Annotated in this window: 17 protein-coding genes; 5 read left to right on the top strand and 12 right to left on the bottom strand. The window is 68.4% G+C overall.

The window, feature by feature from the left end; genetic code table 11:
* Window positions 1–19 precede the first annotated feature (19 nt).
* The 3 genes from BAY15_RS11130 to BAY15_RS11120 are packed head-to-tail and all read right to left on the bottom strand — an operon-like array spanning window position 20 to window position 5,848.
* The gene (locus BAY15_RS11130) at window positions 20–1,357 is read right to left on the bottom strand and encodes an OprD family outer membrane porin (RefSeq protein ID WP_083214159.1); all 1,338 of its coding nucleotides are present in this window, start codon (window positions 1,355–1,357) and stop codon (window positions 20–22) included.
* Window positions 1,358–1,366: 9 nt separating this feature from the next.
* A complete protein-coding gene (locus BAY15_RS11125; RefSeq protein ID WP_068852489.1) occupies window positions 1,367–3,067 on the bottom strand; it encodes an aspartate:alanine exchanger family transporter in 1,701 nt (566 codons plus the stop codon).
* Window positions 3,068–3,097: 30 nt separating this feature from the next.
* A complete protein-coding gene (locus tag BAY15_RS11120) occupies window positions 3,098–5,848 on the bottom strand; it encodes a decarboxylase (RefSeq protein ID WP_068852487.1) in 2,751 nt (916 codons plus the stop codon).
* Window positions 5,849–6,052: 204 nt separating this feature from the next.
* Between BAY15_RS11120 and BAY15_RS11115 the strand changes: the two genes are divergently transcribed.
* The 3 genes from BAY15_RS11115 to BAY15_RS11105 are packed head-to-tail and all read left to right on the top strand — an operon-like array spanning window position 6,053 to window position 9,103.
* The gene (locus BAY15_RS11115; protein ID WP_068852485.1) at window positions 6,053–6,850 is read left to right on the top strand and encodes an OmpA family protein; all 798 of its coding nucleotides are present in this window, start codon (window positions 6,053–6,055) and stop codon (window positions 6,848–6,850) included.
* Window positions 6,851–6,891: 41 nt separating this feature from the next.
* The gene (locus BAY15_RS11110; protein WP_068852482.1) at window positions 6,892–8,211 is read left to right on the top strand and encodes a DUF3300 domain-containing protein; all 1,320 of its coding nucleotides are present in this window, start codon (window positions 6,892–6,894) and stop codon (window positions 8,209–8,211) included.
* A 13-nt stretch (window positions 8,212–8,224) separates the two neighbouring features.
* On the top strand, window positions 8,225–9,103 hold the full coding sequence (locus BAY15_RS11105; protein ID WP_068852479.1) for a DUF2950 domain-containing protein: 879 nt from the start codon (window positions 8,225–8,227) through the stop codon (window positions 9,101–9,103).
* Here the strand turns inward: BAY15_RS11105 and BAY15_RS11100 are convergent.
* From BAY15_RS11100 to BAY15_RS11065, 8 genes are read right to left on the bottom strand one after another with little or no spacing between them, the layout of a single operon-like run.
* Window positions 9,100–10,692, bottom strand: coding sequence for a mechanosensitive ion channel family protein (locus BAY15_RS11100; protein WP_068852476.1), 1,593 nt, complete (start codon window positions 10,690–10,692; stop codon window positions 9,100–9,102). The genes BAY15_RS11105 and BAY15_RS11100 overlap by 4 nt on opposite strands.
* A gap of 5 nt (window positions 10,693–10,697) precedes the next feature.
* Entirely contained in the window at window positions 10,698–11,510 is an 813-nt protein-coding gene (locus BAY15_RS11095; RefSeq protein WP_068852473.1) for a hypothetical protein, read from the bottom strand.
* A 25-nt stretch (window positions 11,511–11,535) separates the two neighbouring features.
* Window positions 11,536–12,198: a potassium channel family protein gene (locus BAY15_RS11090; RefSeq protein ID WP_068852470.1), complete on the bottom strand. Its 663-nt coding sequence runs from the start codon at window positions 12,196–12,198 to the stop codon at window positions 11,536–11,538.
* Between the two features lie 6 nt (window positions 12,199–12,204).
* The gene (gene cax / locus BAY15_RS11085) at window positions 12,205–13,260 is read right to left on the bottom strand and encodes a calcium/proton exchanger (protein ID WP_068852467.1); all 1,056 of its coding nucleotides are present in this window, start codon (window positions 13,258–13,260) and stop codon (window positions 12,205–12,207) included.
* Between the two features lie 4 nt (window positions 13,261–13,264).
* Entirely contained in the window at window positions 13,265–14,713 is a 1,449-nt protein-coding gene (locus BAY15_RS11080; protein ID WP_068852464.1) for an efflux transporter outer membrane subunit, read from the bottom strand.
* Window position 14,714: 1 nt separating this feature from the next.
* Window positions 14,715–15,896 (bottom strand): HlyD family secretion protein, encoded by a 1,182-nt coding sequence (locus BAY15_RS11075; protein WP_068852461.1) that lies wholly within the window; start codon window positions 15,894–15,896, stop codon window positions 14,715–14,717.
* 3 nt (window positions 15,897–15,899) lie between these two features.
* The gene (locus tag BAY15_RS11070; protein WP_068852458.1) at window positions 15,900–16,445 is read right to left on the bottom strand and encodes a DUF3302 domain-containing protein; all 546 of its coding nucleotides are present in this window, start codon (window positions 16,443–16,445) and stop codon (window positions 15,900–15,902) included.
* Entirely contained in the window at window positions 16,442–16,861 is a 420-nt protein-coding gene (locus tag BAY15_RS11065) for a response regulator transcription factor (protein WP_068852455.1), read from the bottom strand. The genes BAY15_RS11070 and BAY15_RS11065 overlap by 4 nt, the downstream gene beginning before the upstream one ends.
* A 166-nt stretch (window positions 16,862–17,027) precedes the next feature.
* Between BAY15_RS11065 and BAY15_RS11060 the strand changes: the two genes are divergently transcribed.
* Together BAY15_RS11060 and BAY15_RS11055 are read left to right on the top strand one after the other, a co-directional pair.
* Complete coding sequence (locus BAY15_RS11060; RefSeq protein WP_068852452.1) at window positions 17,028–17,579, top strand: DUF4136 domain-containing protein; 552 nt, start codon at window positions 17,028–17,030, stop codon at window positions 17,577–17,579.
* A 95-nt stretch (window positions 17,580–17,674) separates the two neighbouring features.
* Window positions 17,675–19,939 (top strand): patatin-like phospholipase family protein, encoded by a 2,265-nt coding sequence (locus BAY15_RS11055; protein WP_157771740.1) that lies wholly within the window; start codon window positions 17,675–17,677, stop codon window positions 19,937–19,939.
* 12 nt (window positions 19,940–19,951) lie between these two features.
* On the opposite strand, the gene BAY15_RS19215 is transcribed toward BAY15_RS11055, so the two are convergent.
* Window positions 19,952–20,128 (bottom strand): hypothetical protein, encoded by a 177-nt coding sequence (locus tag BAY15_RS19215; protein WP_157771739.1) that lies wholly within the window; start codon window positions 20,126–20,128, stop codon window positions 19,952–19,954.
* Window positions 20,129–20,147: the final 19 nt, after the last annotated feature.

Here is a 20,147-nt window from a genome sequence, read left to right as displayed (position 1 = left end):
GCCCCTCCGGATGGGTGGATCAGAGTCCCGGCGGATCGTAGTAGACCAGCAGCCGGAGGTCGTCCAGGTCGCTGGTCTGCGGACCCTTCTGGCTGATGTGCGCGTAACGCACCCGCATCATCAGGCCTTTCAGCGGCCCGTCGGCCGCCGTCCATTGGGCGTTGAGGTTGTACTCGTCCTTGGCGTAGTCGGTGAGCGCGTCCGGATCGGAGCCATCCACGTACAGCGCATAGAAGCTCAGCCCCTTGACCGATTGGACGTTGTACGCCGCACGCAGCAGCCAGGCGCCTTCGCCATTGCGGTTGAAATCCTCGACCTGCACGCTGGTGTAGCCGGGATAGCCGCTCCACGGGTTCTGCATGTTGGTGCCGCCACTGGCACGGGTGTAGCCGGTGGTGAACAGCGCTCCCTTGTAACCCAGTTCCAGCTTGCCACCCCATTGGCGGGCGGAGAATTCATCGCCGCGCAGCAGGTTGTCGCCCGCACTGTCCTGGTCGGAGTACTGCAGCGCCAGGTTGAGTTTGGCGGTGTCGCCCAGCGGAAAGGCGTACTTCGCCTCGGTGTAGAAGATGCTGATGATGTCGTTGCTGTGGTAGTAGATCGCACCGGCGCTTAGCCGGTCGCGGGTGTAATTCGCGCCAAGCGTATACACGCCGCGGTCGACCCAGGAAGGCGCGCCTGCGTCCCTGGCCATGGACACGAAACTGTCCGCGTTGCGCTCCTTGATCTTGTCGAAGTAGCCGGCACCGAATTTCCATTGCGGTGCGCCGCCGTCGCCGCCATACACCCCCTGCACGGTCAGGGCCTGGAAGGTGTTCGGGGTCATGCGCGCGTCATTTCGGTTGACGTAGGGGGTATCGATGCCGAAGCGGCCGAGCTTGAGCCGGGTGTCATCGTTGATCAGGAACTCGCCATAGGCTTCGCCCAGCACGGTGTAGCCTTCCTGGCCGGGTTTGAGCAGCAGGGTGCCGTCCTTGTCATCCGGTCCGTACAGGCGCTGGGAGGTGTAGCCGGTGGCGCCGAAGGCGAAGCGTTCGCGGAAGTAGCCGGTCTTGAACCCGGCCGAGCCGCCCAGTGCCCACGCCGTGCTCTGGCTGTCGTCGTACTTGTCGCGGTCCAGGTAGAAGGTGCGCGCCTGCACGTCGAAGGCGGTGTCCTTCCACGCCTGGCGGCGCGTTTCGCGGATCCAGGCAGCGCGGTCGCGCGGGACGAACGCTTCGTCGAGGGGGGTCTGGCCCTGTTCGGTGGAACTGGGGGACGCGTCGGCCGGGGCCGGGTCGTCGGGCGCAGCGGACTGCGCCCGGGCCAGGGCTGGCAGCAGCGCCGCTGCGGCCAGCATGCATGCGAGTGGCTTCATGTCCGTCTCCTAGTGCGAGAGCAACATCGCGAAGTAGCCAAACACGGTGTACAGCACGCCGGACACGGCATAGCCGACCGGGAAGCCCACCCAGGGCACGGTACTGTCGATCTCCTTGGCGGCCTCGCGCGCGGGACCCGAGTGCGACCGTGAGCCGGCCACGCCGCCCATCAGCACGGCGGGATTGATCTTGAAGAAGTGGTACCCCACCGCCCAGGTGATGAAGGGCGGCACCGTGCTGGCGACGAAGCCCGCCAGGAAGATCTTGAGCGCGATGGCGCCGGTCAGCTGTTCCAGCAAGGTGGCGCCGGCATTGATGCCGACGATGGCGATGAAGGTCACCAGGCCCAGGTCCTCCAGGATGTTGCGGGCGGCGTTGGGCGTGCTGCCAAAGAAGCGCAGCCGCGACACCACCGACGACACCAGGATGCCCGAGAGCAGCAGGCCGCCCGCGTTGCCAAGGCCGACCGAGAAGTCGCCGATCGGCACGTTGATCTTGCCGATCAGCAGGCCCAGCACCATGCCCCCGGACAGCGTCAGCAGGTCGGTGGTAGTGCTGGGACGGGCGATCTTGCCGAGCATGCCGGCCGCACGGTCCACCGCGCTCTTCAGACCGGTGACGAACAGCACGTCCAGGCGCTTGAGTTCGGTTTCGGCGCCGGCCGGGATGGGTTCACCCGAACGTTCCAGCCGGGTGACCTGCAGTTGCCCCGCGAAATCCTCGCCGGCCAGGCTCCTCAGCGGCTTGCCGACGAAGTCCTTGTCGGTGACCAGGATCTCGGCCTGGTCCAGCGGAATGTTCAACGCCTTGGGGTCGTCCACCTCCGCACCGAGCAGGCCGATGTTGTCGGTGAGGTCCTGCAGGCGTCCACCCAGCGCGACCACGTCGCCCTGCTGCAGCACCAGGCCGGGATCCGCGCCCAGCGTTTCCTCGCCGCGGCGCACGTTGACGATGCGGTACTGCGGATACCTGCTGCGGAACTGGCCGATGCTCTGCCCGGCGCTGGTGGCGTTGTCCAGCCGGTAGGCACGAAGGCCACCGCCGCGGTAGCCCGAAAGCGCGGCGTCATCGACGTTGCGCACGCCGTGTTCCAGCTCGTACTCGCGTGCGGCCTTGCGTGCATCCACGCCCCACCAGCGCGGCAGATACTTGCAGACCAGGATGATGCCGACCGTGCCCCAGATGTAGGTGACGCCGTAGCCCAGCGCGATCATTCCCGAAACCTGCTCGGCGGTCGTCCCGGGCGGCAGCTGGTAGGCGCCTTGTTCGACCGCCATTTCGGCGGTCCCGATCGCGGCCGACATGGTCTGCGACCCGGCCAGCACGCCACCGGCCGCGCCGGCCGGCAGCCCGAGCAGCCCGGACATCAGCACCACCAGCAGCAGGCCCAGCACGGCGCAGATCACCGCCAGGATGGTGAACTTGATGCCGTCCTTCTTGAGGCTGTTGAAGAACGCCGGCCCCACCCGTAGGCCCACGCCGTACATGAACAGATAGTAGAAGAGCGACTTGGCGAAGTTGTCCAGCTGCAGCTTCACGCCGTAGGTGGACGCCCAGGTGGCCAGCGCCGCGCCGACCACCACCGCTGCGGCGACCATGCCCAGGCCGTAGCCCTTGACCGAGAACTTGCCCGCCAGCACCGCCATGCCGACGGTGAAGAACAGCAGGATATAGGGGTTGTCAGCGAGAAACTGGAAGAAACCTTGCATGACGTGTGCTCCTGTCCGGGGGACGGCGGTTCACTGCAGGGAACCGGCACGCAGGCCGGCCAGCGCATCGGGTTTGATCAGTTTGATTCCCTGCGCGGCGTGGTAGCCGTGGATCTCCTTGACATCCAGCTTGCGCATGAAGGCAATGGTGTCGGCGGTGATCACCTGGCCGGGCACCATGATCGGGAAGCCGGGCGGGTAGGGGATGACGAAGTTGGCAGAGACCATCTGCGGTCCTTCGGCCAGCCGCCGGTCGACGTCGTCGCTGTGCAGCCGCACGAATTCGCAGTTGGCTTCCTCGTAGGCCATGAAGAAGGCCGGGCGCATGTGGCCTTCGTTGCTGGCCCCGTCCGGCGCTTCGCGGAAGGCATCGTGGAACTGGCTGAAGTTGGGCAGGTCGGGCACGTCGGTCATCAATGCGCGGACCCGGTCGGCGAAGACCTGGCGACCGTTGGCGCCTTCCTGTGCCAGCCGCGCTTCGATTTCGCGCGAGAGGTCGGCAAGGGCCTTGATCAACAGCGCCGCGTCGCTGTGGGTGTTGTTGATGTTGGTCTGGACCAGGATGCTGTTGCGCGAGGTCTTGTTGATCTGGATGTCGAAGCGCTCGGCCAGAAGGCCCTTGAACTGGGTGCCGTCGAAGCCGGCGGCGCCGCAGATCACGGTCAGCCGGGTTGGGTCCAGCGCGAACTCATCGTCGTCCCACGCCTGCAGCGTCTCCACCCAGCTGGCATTGGGCGGCCCGTAGTCGCGCAGGCCGGAGGCGCGGAACTCGGCCGGGATCATGTCTTCGGGCGTGGCGACGTGGAAGTACTTCGAGATCAACGGGTGGCCGTTGATGGTGCGCCGCAGGCGCAGCGCCAGGTCGGTCATCTTCAGCGTCAGGCCGTAGCCTTCCAGTTCCATCTGCCGCCGTGCCAGGTCAAGCGAGGCGATCAGCTGCAGGTTGGGCGAGGTCGAGGTATGGGCGAAGAACGCTTCTTCGAACGGGCCTTCCACCTCGTGGAAATCCTCGTCCCAGACCAGCATCATCGACCCCTGCCGGAAGGCAGACATCGACTTGTGGGTGGAGTTGGTCTGGTATACCCGGATGCGCACCTTATCCGGATCGGGCAGCAGATGTTCATCCAGCTGGGCCGGGTCGCCGGGCTCGACCTTGCCGCGCTGCGCCTTCCAGGCTTCGTACTCGGTGCGGTACGCCTTGCTGCGATAGCGTTCGGTCAACGCGGCCGCGGCGCCCAGACCGGTCCGCCGACGGTGCAGCGGGCTGAAGCGGGCGAAGCCGAACCAGGCTTCGTCCCACAGGAAGATCAGGTCCGGCTTGATCGCCAGGCACTCCTCCATCACCCGTTGCGGGTTGTACATGTGGCCGTCGAAGGTGCAGTTGGTCATGTCGATGACCTTGACCCGGTCCAGCTTGCCGCCGGCCTGGCAGTCCAGCAGCGCCTGTTTGATGGTGCGCAGCGGGACCGCGCCGTACATCGAATACTGGGTCAACGGGAACGCTTCAACGTAGTAGGGCTGCGCGCCGCTGAGCACGAAGCCGTAGTGGTGCGATTTGTGGCAGTTGCGGTCGACGATGACGATGTCGCCGGGCTTGCACACCGCCTGCACCACGATCTTGTTCGAGGTGGAAGTGCCGTTGGTGCCGAAGTAGGCGCGCTTGGCGCCAAAGGCCCTGGCCGCGGCGGTCTGCGCGCGTTTGATGGTGCCGGTGGGTTCCAGCAGGCTGTCCAGGCCACCGGTGGTGGCCGAGGATTCGGCGAACAGGATGTTGGTGCCGTAGAAGTGGCCCATGTCGCGGATCCAGTTGGAGCCGAAGATGGACTTGCCGCGCGCGATCGGCAGCGCGTGGAAAGTGCCGATGGGGCGCAGCGCGTATTTCTTGAGGTTGTCGAAGTACGGCGTTTCGTAACGGTCGGCGATGCCATCCAGCAATGCCAGGTGCACTTCCATGGGTTCTTCGACGTGGTGGAAGACGCGGCGCAGCGGCGCGGCTTCGTCGCTGCCGGCCAGACGCTCCGGGGAGCGGTCGGTGAGCAGGTACAGGTCCAGCTCCGGTCGGAAGTGCTTCAGGGCGCGGGCCAGCGAGGTGGACAATGCGCCGGCCGTCGACGGCTCGTCGTCGCTGCCGAGGTTGCGGGCGAGGAACTGCTTCAGGTCCGGGATGTCGAGCAGCGAGGTGAAACGGAATCCGTCGACGATGACCACCGCCTGCACGTCCGCATTGACCATTGCCGCCAGCGCGGCATCCTCGAAACTGCCGGCGTGGGTGACCGCGTAGTGGAACTGATCGTCGACGCGGCGCATGGCGCGCATTTCGTCGCGAGCACGTTGCCACAGCGCCGGTTCGTTGGGGGTCACGATCAACACTTCGAAGTAGGGCTTGTCCGGCGCGCCCAGCAGCTCGGGCGGCAACGCATCGAGCAGGGTGCGGTCGCCGTCGTCGTCGGCGTTCCAGGCCTGTTCGTCGCGGCGGAAATCGCCGGACAGGATCGCGGCCGAAAGCTTGCGTGCCAGCCGCGCGAACTGTGCGGCGTCGTTGTCGGCCAGTGCCGCGGCCAGCGCGCCCAGCAGGCGTTCGCCGGGGTAGGCCCAGCACTGTTCGAGCGGGCGCAGGTCGGCCAATGCTTCGACGCAGGCGCCACGCCGTTCGGCGCTGTCGGTGCCTGCAGCCGCCCACGCACGCGCATACGCGTTCAGTTGGCGCCAGTGGTCGGCGCGCATCGAGGCGGCAGCCAGCACCGTGGACAGTTGCGGCAGGGCAGCAGGGTCGGCATTCATGGCAGGGCTCCGGCGGGGAACGAAAGGAATCCGCCACGCGCTCGAGCAGGCGCGGCGGCCACTACGCAGCGCAGGCTAGACCCCTGCCGCAGGGCCGGGAATTGGCCCTTGGTGCCATGCCCGGCGTATGGCCCCAAGGGCCAATTGCGGGCCGGCTGGCCCACGCCTAGCGTGGTTCATCGTCCTCGTTCCTGGAGCTGCCCCATGTCCACCCGCACCGTGTCCCGCGCCGCCGCCCCCCTGCTGCTGGTGCTGGTCGGCCTCACCTCCCTGGCCGCGTCGGCCGCCGATCCGGCCAAAACCAGGCTCAAAGGCGTGATCACGGCCGTGCAGGGCGACACCATTACCGTGGTGGACCAGGCCCGCACCGCACACACCGTGCAGGTGTCGGCCGACACGGTGTACAAGAAGACCAAAGGGCTGACCAACGTCATCCATGAAAAGACCGATGCCAGCGTCCTGGCGGCGGGGCTTCCGGTCACGGTCGAAGGCAGCGCCGCGGGCGATGCGCTGGCCGCGCGCGAAATCAGCTTCCGCTCCGAGGACCTGCGCACCACCCGGCAGATCCAGGCGGGCATGGCGCCGACCACGGAGGAGGTCGGTGCGATGAACAAGCGCATGGACGAGTTCGGTACGTACGAGCAGCTGGATGCGGCGGAAGTGACATTCGACTCGGGCAGCGCAAAGCTCTCGGCCAACGCACGCGGCGATCTGGATGCATTCGCCGCCAAGGCAAAGCAGACCCACAACTACGCCGTGGTGCTGCAGGGGTTCACCGATTCCACCGGCAACGCCGCCGCCAACCAGCGCCTGAGCACCCAGCGTGCCGCAGCGGTGGCCAACTACCTGCAGCAGAATGCCGGCCTGGCACCGGGCAGGGTCCGCGCCGGCGACGGCATGGGCGTGGCACCGGATGCGGGCAGCGGCAGCAACGGCGCAGCGCGCAAGGTGGTGGCCAAGCTGGTCGTCGACAAAGGTGTACAAGCGGGCGTCAAACCCTGAACCCTGGCCGCAGGCGTACGGCGCATTGAAGTGGAGGTCGCATGCACACCTACCTGACATGGGCACGGCTACCCACGCTGGTGCTGGCACTGGCCTGCACGGCGGTGGCGGTGCGCCCTGCCGTCGCTGCCGCACCCGTGCCCGCCAAAGCAGCGGCGAGCCAAGGCACCTTCACGCGCGAACAGCTGGACCAGATGCTGGCGCCGGTGGCGCTGTATCCGGACGCGCTGCTGGCGCAGGTGCTGATGGCCTCCAGCTATCCTGGCGATGTCACCGATGCGGTGGCGTGGTCAAAGGCACATCCTGATGCCAAGGGCGAAGAAGCAGTGCGCCAGGTGGCCAACCAGGCGTGGGATCCCAGCGTGCAATCACTGGTTGCGTTCCCGCAGCTGCTGGCGGTGCTGGGGCAGGACCCGGCCTGGGTACAGAAGATGGGCGACGCATTCCTGGCCCAGCCCGACGCCGTGATGGATTCGGTGCAGCGCCTGCGCCGGCAGGCCCAGACCGCTGGCCACCTGGACAGCAATGAACAGCAGAAGGTCAGCACCCAGCCCGCAGCGTCCTCCGCGCCACAGACCATCGTGATCGAATCGGCCGACCCGCAGGTGGTGTACGTACCCAGTTACAACCCCAGCGTGGTGTACGGCAGCTGGGCCTACCCGGCCTACCCGCCGTACTACTACCCGCCGCCGCCGTATTACTACCCCGGCGGTGCGCTGCTCAGTTTCGGCATCGGCGTGGCCGTGGGCGGTGCGCTGTGGGGCGACCTGGACTGGGGGCACGGCGATATCGATATCGACGTGGACCGCTACAACGAGTTCAACAGCAACCGCCAGATCAACCGCGACGACAGCAGGTGGAAGCACAACGCGGCCAACCGTGACGGCGTGCCCTATCGTGACGGGGCTACCCGCGAACGCTTCGACGGAGCGCGCGACAGTGCGGCGCAGCGGCAGGACTATCGAGGTCGTGATGATGCACGGGCGGCCGAGCGCGACCGCGCACGCCAGTCGATGGAACGCCGTGGATTCGATACGCCCGCCACCACCAACCGTGAGGCGCGCGACCGCGCCGGTGCTTCGCAGCGAGAGCTGGGCCAGCGCCCTGCGCAGGGGCGCAACCCGTCCGGCAGCAATCAGTTCCGCAACCAGGGGGGCGCCGGCCACGGTCGCCCGCCGGGCAGCCATCCGGAGAATGCGTTCAATGGTGCGCGCAATCCCGGCCAGTCGCTGGGCGATGCCGATCGCGGGCATCGCAGCGTGCAGAGTTCGCAGCGTCCCGCCGGCGCACGCCCGCAGGGGCGGCCGATGAATCGGCCGGCCGCTCCGCGCGGTGGTGGTGGCGGCGGTCGTCGTCGTTGATCGGAGATCTGCCATGACCCTTCGTCTTTCCCTTTTGAGCGTGGCCTGCCTGCTGCTGGTCGCGCCCGCCCAGGCCCAACAGGCCTATCCCAGCGCCGCTGCCGCGGCCGACGCGCTGGTGGCAGCGCTGCAAGTGCGCGACACGCAGCCCGGACAGGTCTCGGTGGTACTGGGCGACGACTGGGAGGATTACGTGCCGCGCGACGATATCGAGCGCAAGGACGTGGACACCTTCATCAGCCAGTACCAGCGCAGGCACGCGATAAAGCCGGTCGACGCCAGCCATGCGCTGGTCAGCGTGGGCGACGAAGGCTGGACGTTGCCGGTGCCACTGGTGAAACAGGGCAGCGGCTGGGCCTTCGACCTGGCTGCGGCCGCACCCGAACTGCGTGCGCGCCGGATCGGGCGCAACGAGCGCGAAGCGGTGCAGGCCGTGCTGGCCTACCATGACGCGCAACGCGAATACGCACGCCGTGACCGCAACGATGACACGCTGCCCGAGTACGCCGCCCGGCTGCGCAGCAGCCCCGGTACGCATGACGGCCTGTACTGGCCTGCCGACGCGGGCGGTGAGAGCCCGCTGGGGCCGTTGTTCGGCGGCGAGACGCCGGACGATGAGTGGCATGGCTACCACTACCGGATCCTGCAGGGGCAGGGCCCTTCCGCACCGCGAGGGGCGTACCCCTACTCGGTGGCCGGCGCCATGACCCGCGGCTTCGCGCTGGTGGCCTGGCCGGCGCGCTACGGCGACAGCGGCGTGATGAGCTTCACCATCAGCCATGCCGGCCAGGTCTATGAGAAAGACCTGGGGCCGGACACCGACCGCGAGGCTCGCGCCATGACCCTGTTCGATCCGGACAGCAGCTGGACGCAGGTCGATACCGCCGACTAGGTTTCGTCGCTGGCCGGCGCCGGCCGTCCTTCCCAGTGCGCCTTCGGCACCACCTTGGCCTGTTCCGGGTCGCCTTCGTAGTTGGGCGACATGATCTGCACTCCTGCCGCATTGAACGCGTCCTGGATATGCGCATGCAGCGCGCTGCGCACCTGCCAGCGGCGTTCGACCTCGACCACGCGCACGCGCAGCACGTAGCGCACCGCGACGTCGCCCAGTTCGGACTGCACCACGTGCGGTGGTGGATCGGCCAGCGCCCCGTCGGTGGCCGCTGCGGCCTGCAGCAGCAGCCGGTGCACCTGCCGCCACGGCGCGTCGTAGCCGATGGTGATCGCGCTTTCCAGCCACAGGCCAGGCCCCTGCGGATCGCGCGAGTAGTTGCGCAGCTCGCCGGCAAGCACCACGTTGTTGGGGATGCTGACCTCCACCCCCAGCGGGGTGCGCAGGCGGGTGGTGAACAAGCCGATCTGTATCGCCACGCCTTCGGTGTCGCCCACGCGCACGACATCGCCGACCATCAGGGTGCGTGAGTAGAGCAAGGTGAAGCCGCTGGCGGCCTGGCCGACGATGCTCGACGCACCCAACGACACCATCAGGCCGACGAACACGCTCAGCCCCTTGAACGCGTCGGTCTCGGCACCGGGCAGGTAGGGGTAGGCCATCGCCAGCGCGAACAGCCAGATGACCACGGTGATGATCCGCCGGGTCGGTTCGGCCAAGGGCTGGTCGATGCCCACGAACTGGAACCGGCCGCTTGCCACCCCGTCAAATACGATGCGTACCGCCTGCACCACCAGCCGTGCGGCCAGGAAGATCAGCGCCGCCGTGAACAGGTCGGGCAGCGCCTCCAACACGCCACGGCCAAAGCGGGCGACGCGTTCGCCGATCCAGCCGCCCATCGCCGCCGACCAAGGCTGGGTGTAGGGGAAGCGACCGAACACGAAGCGCAGCCATTCCTCCAGCACCACCAGCACCACCAGCCAACCCACCAGCCGCCCCAGGCTGCGCGCGCTGGTCACCAGCCCCAGCAGCAGCTGCCGCGCCGAAACGCTGCGCAGCTGCTGCACACGCTGCTGGACCCAGCCATCCACCCGTCGGCGCATGCGCCGGCTGCACCAGCGCAGCCCCCACAACACGCCGATGGCAATGGCGGTGGCCAGCAGCGCCCACGCGGCGCCGGCCAGCAGCCGCTGCGGCAGGCGGGCCTGTTCGGCGGCCGCCAGCGCCACCTGCATGCGGGCCACGGTACGGTCGCGCAGTTCGGGCAGGGTTTCATTTCCCAGTGCGTTGCAGTCGGCCGGGGTCAGCACGGTGACCAGCTGCCCGCCGGCCAGGATGACCACGCCCTGCGGCACCGGCTGGGAATGCAGGGTGGCCTGGCCGGGCAGGTCGACGATGCGTGCCAGGTTGGCTTCGGTGGCGCGTGCGCGCATCTCCGGCGTGTTGCCGTACAGCGGTGCGCGGAAGGTCACCAGGTCACGGTTGAACCAGCGCGCCGTGGCCGGCGCGGGCGCGCCGCCCGCGATGAGCGCCCAGGCCAGCAGCCAGGCGCCGCAGGCACAACGCACCACCAGCCGAAGCGCGGGCATGGCGATCAGAACCGGTAGATCACACCCACCCGCACGCCGCTGTCGACGAAGCGCAGGTTGCCATCCAGGCGGGAGGCATCCACGTCCGCTTCGATGCGCCGCACCGTGTAGTCGAGCGAGAAACCCCAGTTGTCCCACGGGAAGTACTCCACGCCGCCCCGGCCGAAGGTGACGTCGGCATCGACGTCATTGAGGCTGGCGCTGAAATAGCCCGCGTCGGCGCTCAGGCGCCAGTTCTCGCCAGGTGCCCAGCGCCAGCTGCCGCCGATCGTGGGCGCCGGCAGGTCTGCATTGACGTTGTTGCCCGCGCGGGCATTGATGGGGTTGCCGTTGACATCGGCGGTGGCGCTCAGGTCCAGGTCCATCTGGTACCAGATCAGGCCCACGCGGGGACCCAGGGCCCAGCGCCCGTCGCCCCACGCCCACCAGGTGTAGTAGCCCTCGTAGGCATCCAGGTCGAACTTGGCGCGGATACGGGTGTGGGTGGCGTAGTGCTGGCCGTTGAAGTCGATCTCGCGTTCGGTGTTGCGCTCGGCATCGGCGCTGTCGCGGTACCAGGACAGGCCGAACTCATGCTTTTCCCACGGGCGCCAGCTCAGCGCGATCACGCCGATGGCGTTGTTGTTGTCCAGGCCAAGGTCGCGGCGGAGGTCGATGCGCGTGCCTTGGCCGGTCTGGCCGTCGGCGCGCACTTTGGTATCGAAATCGGTGATGTAGCCGCCGACGCGGACGCTGAAAGTATCCAGCGGTTCAACCGCCCAACATGGGGCGCTGGTGAACAGCAGAAGGAACGAGGGCAGCAGGTGCGGGCGTTTCATGACAGGCTCCCGGGTGCGCAATGGGTCAGGGGGATCGATCGGTGCTGCGCAGGCCCACCAGGCGCGCGACCAGCAGCGCCAGGTAGAGCTGGCCGGCAATCGCTTCGAGCGTGGCCAGCCCGCGCGCGACCTGGCTGACCGGGGTGATGTCGCCGTAGCCGAGTGTGGCCAGGGTGACGAAACTGAAATACATCGCGGTGCCGATGCCCAGGCCATGCGCCGTGCCCTGGCCGCCCACCGCCATGGCGCTGGGTGAAATGGCCGACAGCGCGGCGAAGACCACGCCGCCACATACGCCCAGCAGCAGGTAGGCGCTCAACGCGGCGGCCAGGTGCTCGGTGCGCACGCGCTGGCTGGACAACGAAAAGCGCACCGCGTGCCAGGCCGCGATGGTGGCCAGCACGCCCCACAGGACCGCGCCGGCCATGGCCACCGCGCCACCGGCGTCGCTGGCCAACCAGCGCAGCAGCTGGGCGACCAGCACCAGCACCAGCAGCACGTGGCGCTGCAGGCGCTTCCCGATCGGAAACAGCGCCGCCAGCAGGCTCGCGCACAGCAGCAGTTCCATCAGCCGGTGGCCGAACGACATCGCCTCCAGCAACGGGCCCAGGGTGACTGTCACCAGCAGCGCACCGAACAGGAAGGCGTAGCGGTGGTGGTGGATCAGCAGGGCGGGCGAGGAACGCATGCGCGGTCATGATCCCGTGTCCGGCACGAACCAGAACAGCGTGGCCAGGATCACGTACAGCCCGAGTAGCTGGACCCCGCGCAACCAGTCGGCACGGCCATCGCTGGCGACCTGACCGGTGATGATCACCGCCACCAGTACGCTCAGCACCAGGCCGGGGCCGAACTCCAGGCTCATCGGCTGCGGACCGATCACGTAGCTGAGCAGCACCAGCAGCGGCGCGACCAGCAGCGCGAGCTGCACGCCCGAGCCCAGCGCGATGGACAGGCTCAGGCTCATCTGGTTGCGGCGTGCGGCCACCAGCGCGGTGGCCTGCTCGGCTGCGCCGCCGATCACGGCCAGCACGAACACGCCGGTGAATGCATCGGAGAAGCCCAGCTGCTGGCTGGCCGGTTCGACCACGCCTAAAAGGATCTCGCTCATCCAGATGATGCCGATGCTGGTGCCGCCCAACAGCAGCAGGGCGCGGGCGTTGGACAAGCTGCCATCGTGGCCGTGGCCGGCGGCGGAGTCGCTGCCCTCGCTTGCCGCGCTGCGCAGGGTGAACACGACGGTGGCCAGGTACACCAGCAGCAGCAATACCGACAGCACCAGGCTGATCGACTGCAGCGCGGCATCGGCCTCGGGCACCACCGCGCGGTAGGACGCCGGCAGGATCAGGGTGATCACCGCCAGGGTCAGCATGGTGGCCTGCATGCGGGCGTTGGCGGCGTCGTAGCGCTGCTGGCCGTGGCGCAACCCGCCCAGCACCATCGACAGGCCGAGCACGAACAGGATGTTGCCGATGATGGTGCCCGCGATGGACGCCTTGACCATGCCGTGCAGCCCGGCGCGCAGCGCCGCCAGCGCAATGATGAATTCGGCGGCGTTGCCGAAGGTGGCATTGAGCAGGCCGCCGATGCTGGGCCCGAGCCGCGTGGCCAGCGCGCCGGTGGCGCGCGACATCAGCGCCGCCAGCGGCACGATCGCCAGCGCGGTGGCGCCGAACACCAGCAGGGCGTTGCCCGGCAGCAGGTAGTGCAGCGCGATCGCCAGCGGTACCAGCAGCAGCATCCAGTACATGCACTTACTCCGGGGAGGGGGAGGGCGGGCTGGCAGGCGCCGCGGGGTCTGCCGTGGCGTAGTCGCCGCCCAGGGCCAGGTACAGGTCCACGCGCCGGCTCAGCCGTTCGCGGCGCACGCCCAGCAGCGCCGAACGTGCGGCCAGCGCCTGCATTTCCTGGGTGGCCACCGCGCGGTGATCGGCCCGGCCAATGCGTTCGGAATCGCGCACCTGCCGCACCACCTGTTCGTTGTTGGCCAGCACCTGCCCGAGCAGCTGTTCGCGCTCGGCCAGCACGCGTTCGGCGGTCAGTGCGTCTTCCACCTCGCCCAGCGCCAACAACGCACGCCGCGCGTAGTCGGCCACCGCCTGCTTCTGTTCGGCCGAACGCAGCTGCACCTGGCCGCTGAGCGCACCGCCCGTATAGAGCGGCATGATGCCGGTGGCCGAAACGCTCGAGGTGGTCTGTTCCAGGTCGTCCCGGGTGCGCACGGCCGCGTTGCTGAGCCGGCCGTAGCCGGCCGACAGCGACAGCGTGGGCAGCATCGCCGCGCGCGCCTCGCCAACCCGGTCGAAGGCGGCCGCCACCCGGCGTTCGGCGGCATGCAGGTCCGGGCGCCGGTTGAGCACATCGATGGGCATGCCGGCCGGCACTTCGCCGGGCAGCGCGGTGAGCGCGGCCGGCGCGGCCAGCGTCGCGCCAGGGTAGCGGCCCAGCAGGATCTCCAGCGCGCGGCTGGCGCTGTGGGTGGCCAGGTCGGCCTGCTGGCGGGCATCCAGGTAGCTGGCGGCGCTGGCGCGCGCGGCCAGGGTTTCATTGGAACTGCCTGCACCCACCCGTTCGCGCTGTTCGGCCAGGCCGACCAGCTGCTCGCCGCTGCCGGCCATCTGCCCGGCGATGTCGTACTGCAGACGTGCTTCGGTCACCGTGAACCATGCACGTGCGACGCTGGCCGCCAGCGATTGCTGGGCATACCGGTAGTCGGCGTTCTGCGCATCACTGGCGGCAATGGCGGCATTGCGTGCGTAACGCAGGCGCCCCCACAGATCGATCTCCCAGCTCAGGCGCAGCATCAACCCGCTCAGCAGCGGCACCAGGTCGGCGATCGGCTTGGAGCCGCCGCGGCCGATCAAGCCAATGGCGGGGCGCAGCTGGGCCTGGGCGATGTCGACCTGGGCGTTGGCCTGTTCGACCCGCGCCGCGGCAATCAGCAGGTCCGGATTACGGGCCAGCGCTTCGTGCACCAGGGCGGTCAACTGCGGGTCGGCAAACGCGTCGAGCCAGCCGCGGTCGACCTGGGCCTGGCTGGCCTGCGCCGACCAGTTCGGTGGAATGGCCACCGTGCCCAGCGCGTCGGCGCGGATCTGCTCGCTGCCCGGCTCCGGCGCGGTGGCACATCCGGCCAGCACCAGGGCCAGCGCCAGCAGCAGCGGGCGGGGCAGGGCATCACAGCGGCGGCGCGGTGCGGTCATGTCAGTGCAGCTTCAGGACCAGCCAATCCAGCTTGCTGCCCACGCGCAGGATCACCCGGCGCACGATGTGGATCAGCTTGCCGTGCTCGGTGTAGATCGCGCCCTGGCCTTGTGCTCCCATGGCGATGAACACATCGCGGTCGCGCCCGTCCGGGCGCAGCCGTACCGCGATGCGCCCCGGCGGCAGCGGACTGGTGCCGGTCTGCGGAATCATGCCGCTGATCGGCAGCTGGCCCGTGCCGGATGCCCACACCACCGAATCCACCCGGCACTTGATGATGCGGTTGGGATAGACCTTCAGCGCGATCTCCGCTTCGTTGCCCGGCGCCACGTTGCCCAGTTCGTTCTGCGAGAACATCGCCAGGATCCACTGCTCGCGCTCGACGAAGGTCATCACCGGGGTCAACGGCAGGCTGGCGGCGTAGGAGCCTTCGCGCAGCTGCAGGTTGATCACGCTGCCATCGGCCGGGGCGCGTACGACGGTCTGCTCCAGCTGCCAGCGTGCTTCCACGATCTGCGCCTGCAGCTGGACCATGCCGGCCTGGGCCTGCGCCACTTCGGAGAGTTCGCCGTCGCGGGTCTGTGCGGACAGCTTCTGCTGCACCTGCGCCATCTGCGCGGTGGTGGATACCAGGTCCAAGCGCAGGCTGGCCGCTTCGGTCTGTGCCTGCTCATGGTCGAAGCGGCTGCCGGCACCGCTGCTGGCCAGCTCACCGGTCTGGCGTTGGCGGCGTTCGGCCAGCTGCAGGCGCACGGCCAACGCCTCGCGGGTGGCGCGCGCGCCGCGCAGCTGTTCGCCCAGTTCGCGCTGGTAGGCATCGGCACTGTCCACTTTGGCCGACAGTTCAGGCAGCTTCGCTTCCAGCGCCGCCAGCTGCTGCTGGTAGGGCACCGGGTCGATGCGGAACAGCACCTCGCCCTTGCGCACCGGGCGGTTGGCTTCCACCGGCACCTCGATCACGCGCCCGGTGACGCGCGGCACCACCTGCACCACGTAGTTGATCGCACGCACGTCCGAGGAGGAGGGCGCCACTACGTTCAGGACCAGGATCAGCGCGGTCATCGCGAAGATCGGCAATGAGACCACGACCACCTGCGACACGAAGTTCCACGGCAGCCACTTGAACTTGAAGAAGATCAGCCAGACAAAGAACGAATAGATGAGCAGCAGGATGACTTCCATGGTTCAGCCCTCCGGCCGCGTAGGCGAGCCCGGGCGCAGGCGCTCCATCTCCGCCAGGCGCCGTTCGAGTGCATCTACCCGCTGCTGCCACGCAGACACGTCCACCGGGGTGGACAGGTCCGGTTCGACCGGCTCCACCCGGGCATCGTGCAGGGGCGCCAGTGCGGCGTCGCCGTGTCCGTGGTCGATCTGGTCGGTGCCATAGGCCAGCTTGTGCAGTACCGGGCGGGTATAGGCCCACAGCCACGCCAACGGCCACAACAGGCCACCGAACAGCAGTGACAGCAGGCACAGGGTCTTGATCGCATCCAGCTGCGGGTGGTGGCGCTTGTGCGCGATCTTCTCGGGCAGGATGTGCACCATCCAGAACACTGCGATCAGGACCACCGGCACCACCACCAGGGCCAGCCAGGCAATCACGTTGGCCGCCGTATCCAGCGCCTCGCCACTGAGGAAGGAGGCGTGCGCATCGGGAGCTGCGCCGAGCAGCAGGGCGGGCACCAGCCACGTGGCGGCGGAAGCAACGACGGAACAGCGGGGACGGTTCATGGGGACTCCGGCCGACTGCGCGGGGGGGAGGGAGGGTTTCGCGCGCAGCGTTCGATCGCCGCCTGCGTGGCGTTGATCAGCGCATCGCCATCCACGGGTTTGCACAGGTACGCGTCGGCGCCCCCGGCCAGCGCCTGGTGGCGGCTGGCGGCACTGTCGTCGGCGCTCACCACCACCACCGGGATCGCCAGCTGCTGGGCGCGCAGCGCGGCCTGCACCTCGAATCCGCTGGGGCCGGGCATGCGCAGGTCCAGCACCACGCAGTCCGGCAGGCTGCTGGCCGCATGGCGCAGGAACTCCGACCCCGATTCGTAGGCCAGCACGTCGTACCCGGCCGAGCGAAGCAACCGGCGCAGCGCAAGCCGCACGTCGTCTTCGTCGTCGACCACCGCAACCACTGGCGCTCGCTTGGTCATTGGCGGTCAAGATCGCCTGTGCCGGACCCGGCCAGCAATTGGCCCTTGGCCCCATGCCGGTGCGGCAACCGGTAGTTTTGCTGGCTGGGCTGCGTAGTTATGCGGATGACCATGAGCTGGCCGCGGGCTAGGCTGGAAGCCAATTCACTGCCCGGAGTGTCGTGTGATGAAAGCCTTTGCGATCGCGGTCCTCGCCACCTCGCTGGTGGCCTGTGCCACCACGCCAACCGTTCACACCGACTTCGATCCGGGGGCGAACTTCGCCTCGTTCAAGACCTACAGCTGGGCGATGAAGCCGCAGGGCGGCTCCCCGCTGATCACCCAGCGCATCGTGGACGGCATTGACTCGCGGCTGGCGGCCCGTGGCTGGCGGCAGACCCCCAGCGACGGCGACGTCGCGCTGGCCGCGCATATCGTGACCAGCCAGCGCCAGACCCTGGACACCTTCTACACCGGCAGCAACATGGGCGGTTGGGGCTGGCGCGGCGGTGGCTGGGGCGGTGGCATGGGCATGGGCAGCGCGACCACAACCGTGCGCACCTATGACGTGGGCACGCTGGTGGTGGACATGTTCGACGCGCGCAGCAAGCAGGCGGTCTGGCGCGGCACGGCCAGCGCCACGGTGCCGAGCTCGCCGGAGCGGGCCAACGCGGCGGTGGAAGCGGGCCTGGACAAGCTGTTCGCCGGCTTCCCGCCGGGCAGTGCACCGGCCCGCTGAACCGCTGCCGGTAAACCACGTTTCACCGCGCGGCGCCGCACCGGGGTCCATCCCTCCCACCGGCCCGGCGCCGCGCACTTTCCTCGAGGTGGCCCTTGGCGATTCCCGCGCCTGCGCGCATGCGCCTGCTGCTGGCCTGCCTGCTGGCACCGGGTGCCGCCCTGGCCGCCGAGCCGGTGGCGACCCTGGACGGCACGCAGTGTGGTCACCGCGACAGCGGGGACCCGCGGCCGCGCATCGGCGTGGCGCTGGGCGGTGGCGGTGCACGCGGTATCGCCCATGTGCGCGTCCTGCGCCAGCTCGAGGCGCTGCATATTCCGGTGGACTGCATTGCCGGCACCAGCGCCGGCGCGCTGGTCGGTGCGCTGTATGCCTCCGGCAAGACGCCGGCGCAGATCGAGCAGGTGGTGCTGGATACGCAGTGGATGGCGATGTTCAGCGACACCCTGCCGCGCCGTGAGCGGTCGCTGCAGCGCAAGGCCGACGACTACCAGCAGCTGGCACCGATCGGGATCGGCCTGGGCGGGCAGGGCAAACGGGTGCAGATCTCTGGCGGCATGTCGCAGGGCGAGCGGCTGATCGCGCTGTTCGAGACCGCCACCGGCGGCAGCCGGGTCACCGGTGATTTCGACGACCTGTCCATCCCGTTCCGTGCGATCGCTACCGACCTCAACACCGGCGAGGCGGTGATCCTGGACCACGGCAGCCTGCCGATGGCGATGCGCGCGAGCATGTCGTTGCCTGGCATCTTCCGGCCCATCACCATCGACGGGCGCGTGCTGCTTGATGGCGGCGTGTCCAACCAGGTGCCCATCGACGTGGTACGGGCGATGGGCGCCGACCGGGTGATCGCGGTGGATGTGGGCACGCCGCTCAGCGCGCTCGACCGTGACGCCAGCCTGGTGGACGTGATCGGGCAGCTCAGTGGATTTCTGACCACGCGCAATGCCCAGCGCCAGCTCGACACGCTCGGCCCGCAGGATCTGTTGATCACACCCCAGCTTACCGGCAAGGTCGCTACCGGCGATTTCGACAAGGCGCCCGAAGCGCTGGCGATCGGTCAACAGGCCGCGGACCAGGCGGCCCCGGCGCTGCGTGCCTTCTCGCAACCGTCGCCGGTCTACCAGCGCTGGTACGCCACCCGCGAATCGCGCGCCGCGCCGTCGGCTCCGGCACCGATCGCCTATATCGAGGTCCGCAACCACACCGGCTATGCCGATGAACTGCTGTTGTCCTACCTGCCGGTGGAACTCGGCAAGCCGCTGGACAGCAAGGCCATGCAGGAAGGCGTGCTGCGTGCGTACGGCATGGATACCCTGGCCAGCATCAGTTACGAGCAGGACCGCCGCGACGACGGCCAGGTCGGGGTGGTGATCACCGCGTACGAGAAGCCCAACGGCCCGATCTACCTGGAGGCCGGCTGGACCCTGAGCAACGACCTGGATGGCAACCACGAAAGCAACCTGCGCGCCGGCCTGCTGTTCGCGCCGCTGTCGCCGTATGGCGCCGAGGCGAGGGTGACCCTGCAGGTGGGCAGCGAACCGGCGATACGCGGGAGCTACTACCATCCCTTCGACGTGGGCAACCGCTACGCGTTCGAAGCGCTGGGCGGTTACGAAACACGCAGCTTCAACGTGTTTGATGCGGCGGGCAACAAGACCTCGCGCTACCGGGTCAGCCGCACCGGTGCGGGCGTGGACCTGGTGCGCAACGTGTCCAACGTACTGTCGGTACGCGCCGGCATCGAGCGATACACCGGTAGTGCACGCATGGACATCGGCTCGCCCCGGATGCCACGCACTGATTTCGACGACGGTGGGCTGACGGCCAGCGTCACCTACGACAACATCGACAGCCTGTACTTCCCGCGCGACGGCTTCCTGGTCAACCTGGGGACCTACCAGTCGCGTGAGGCCCTCGGTGCCGATACCCGCTTCGGCCAGATCGACCTGGATGCGGTGGGCGCGTTTCCGTTCGGACGCAGCGCGGTGCAGCTGGGCCTGCGCTACCACGTAACCTCCTCGGGCACCGCACCGGTACAGAGCATCTACCGGTTGGGCGGGCGCTGGCGGCTGGCCGGGTTCCAGCACAACCAGCTGACCGGCCAGGACTATGCGCTGGGATTTGCCGGCTACACCTATGAACTGGGCAAGGTGCTGGGCCGGTCCGCGCAGGTCGGTGGCACGGTGGAGTACGGCAATGCCTGGCAGCGCCGTTCGGACATGTCGATCAGCGATGGGATCTGGAACGGCAGCCTGTTCCTGGGCTTCGATTCGTGGATCGGGCCGCTGATCTTCGGCCTGGGCATGCGCGAAGGCGGCGACCGGGTGGTGTTCATCGAGTTGGGTCAGTCGCTTTGATGGGGCGCGGTGTTACAGCACCTGGGAAAGAATGACCGCAAGGGCCCCGATCCAGCACACCAGGACGAACCAGGCCAGCACGGCGTTGGCGCTGATGCCGCGCTTGCGCACGGCCAGGCTGACCACGAGCGCGGCCACCAGCGGCACGAGGAACAGGCAGAGGATCCAGAACCAGGGATGGGCGTGCATGTCGGCACCTGCAGGTTGT

The organism is Stenotrophomonas rhizophila (assembly GCF_001704155.1).
GTDB lineage: Bacteria > Pseudomonadota > Gammaproteobacteria > Xanthomonadales > Xanthomonadaceae > Stenotrophomonas > Stenotrophomonas rhizophila_A.
Note: the sequence above shows the minus strand (reverse complement) of the source record. Positions and strands in the feature narration are given on the sequence as shown.

Bases quoted from the DNA above. Each gene is read 5' to 3' on its own strand.
- BAY15_RS11130 (WP_083214159.1), bottom strand. From the start codon at position 1,357: ATGAAGCCACTCGCATGCATGCTGGCCGCAGCGGCGCTGCTGCCAGCC.
- BAY15_RS11125 (WP_068852489.1), bottom strand. From the start codon at position 3,067: ATGCAAGGTTTCTTCCAGTTTCTCGCTGACAACCCCTATATCCTGCTG.
- BAY15_RS11120 (WP_068852487.1), bottom strand. From the start codon at position 5,848: ATGAATGCCGACCCTGCTGCCCTGCCGCAACTGTCCACGGTGCTGGCT.
- BAY15_RS11115 (WP_068852485.1), top strand. From the start codon at position 6,053: ATGTCCACCCGCACCGTGTCCCGCGCCGCCGCCCCCCTGCTGCTGGTG.
- BAY15_RS11110 (WP_068852482.1), top strand. From the start codon at position 6,892: ATGCACACCTACCTGACATGGGCACGGCTACCCACGCTGGTGCTGGCA.
- BAY15_RS11105 (WP_068852479.1), top strand. From the start codon at position 8,225: ATGACCCTTCGTCTTTCCCTTTTGAGCGTGGCCTGCCTGCTGCTGGTC.
- BAY15_RS11100 (WP_068852476.1), bottom strand. From the start codon at position 10,692: ATGCCCGCGCTTCGGCTGGTGGTGCGTTGTGCCTGCGGCGCCTGGCTG.
- BAY15_RS11095 (WP_068852473.1), bottom strand. From the start codon at position 11,510: ATGAAACGCCCGCACCTGCTGCCCTCGTTCCTTCTGCTGTTCACCAGC.
- BAY15_RS11090 (WP_068852470.1), bottom strand. From the start codon at position 12,198: ATGCGTTCCTCGCCCGCCCTGCTGATCCACCACCACCGCTACGCCTTC.
- cax (WP_068852467.1), bottom strand. From the start codon at position 13,260: ATGTACTGGATGCTGCTGCTGGTACCGCTGGCGATCGCGCTGCACTAC.
- BAY15_RS11080 (WP_068852464.1), bottom strand. From the start codon at position 14,713: ATGACCGCACCGCGCCGCCGCTGTGATGCCCTGCCCCGCCCGCTGCTG.
- BAY15_RS11075 (WP_068852461.1), bottom strand. From the start codon at position 15,896: ATGGAAGTCATCCTGCTGCTCATCTATTCGTTCTTTGTCTGGCTGATC.
- BAY15_RS11070 (WP_068852458.1), bottom strand. From the start codon at position 16,445: ATGAACCGTCCCCGCTGTTCCGTCGTTGCTTCCGCCGCCACGTGGCTG.
- BAY15_RS11065 (WP_068852455.1), bottom strand. From the start codon at position 16,861: ATGACCAAGCGAGCGCCAGTGGTTGCGGTGGTCGACGACGAAGACGAC.
- BAY15_RS11060 (WP_068852452.1), top strand. From the start codon at position 17,028: ATGAAAGCCTTTGCGATCGCGGTCCTCGCCACCTCGCTGGTGGCCTGT.
- BAY15_RS19215 (WP_157771739.1), bottom strand. From the start codon at position 20,128: ATGCACGCCCATCCCTGGTTCTGGATCCTCTGCCTGTTCCTCGTGCCG.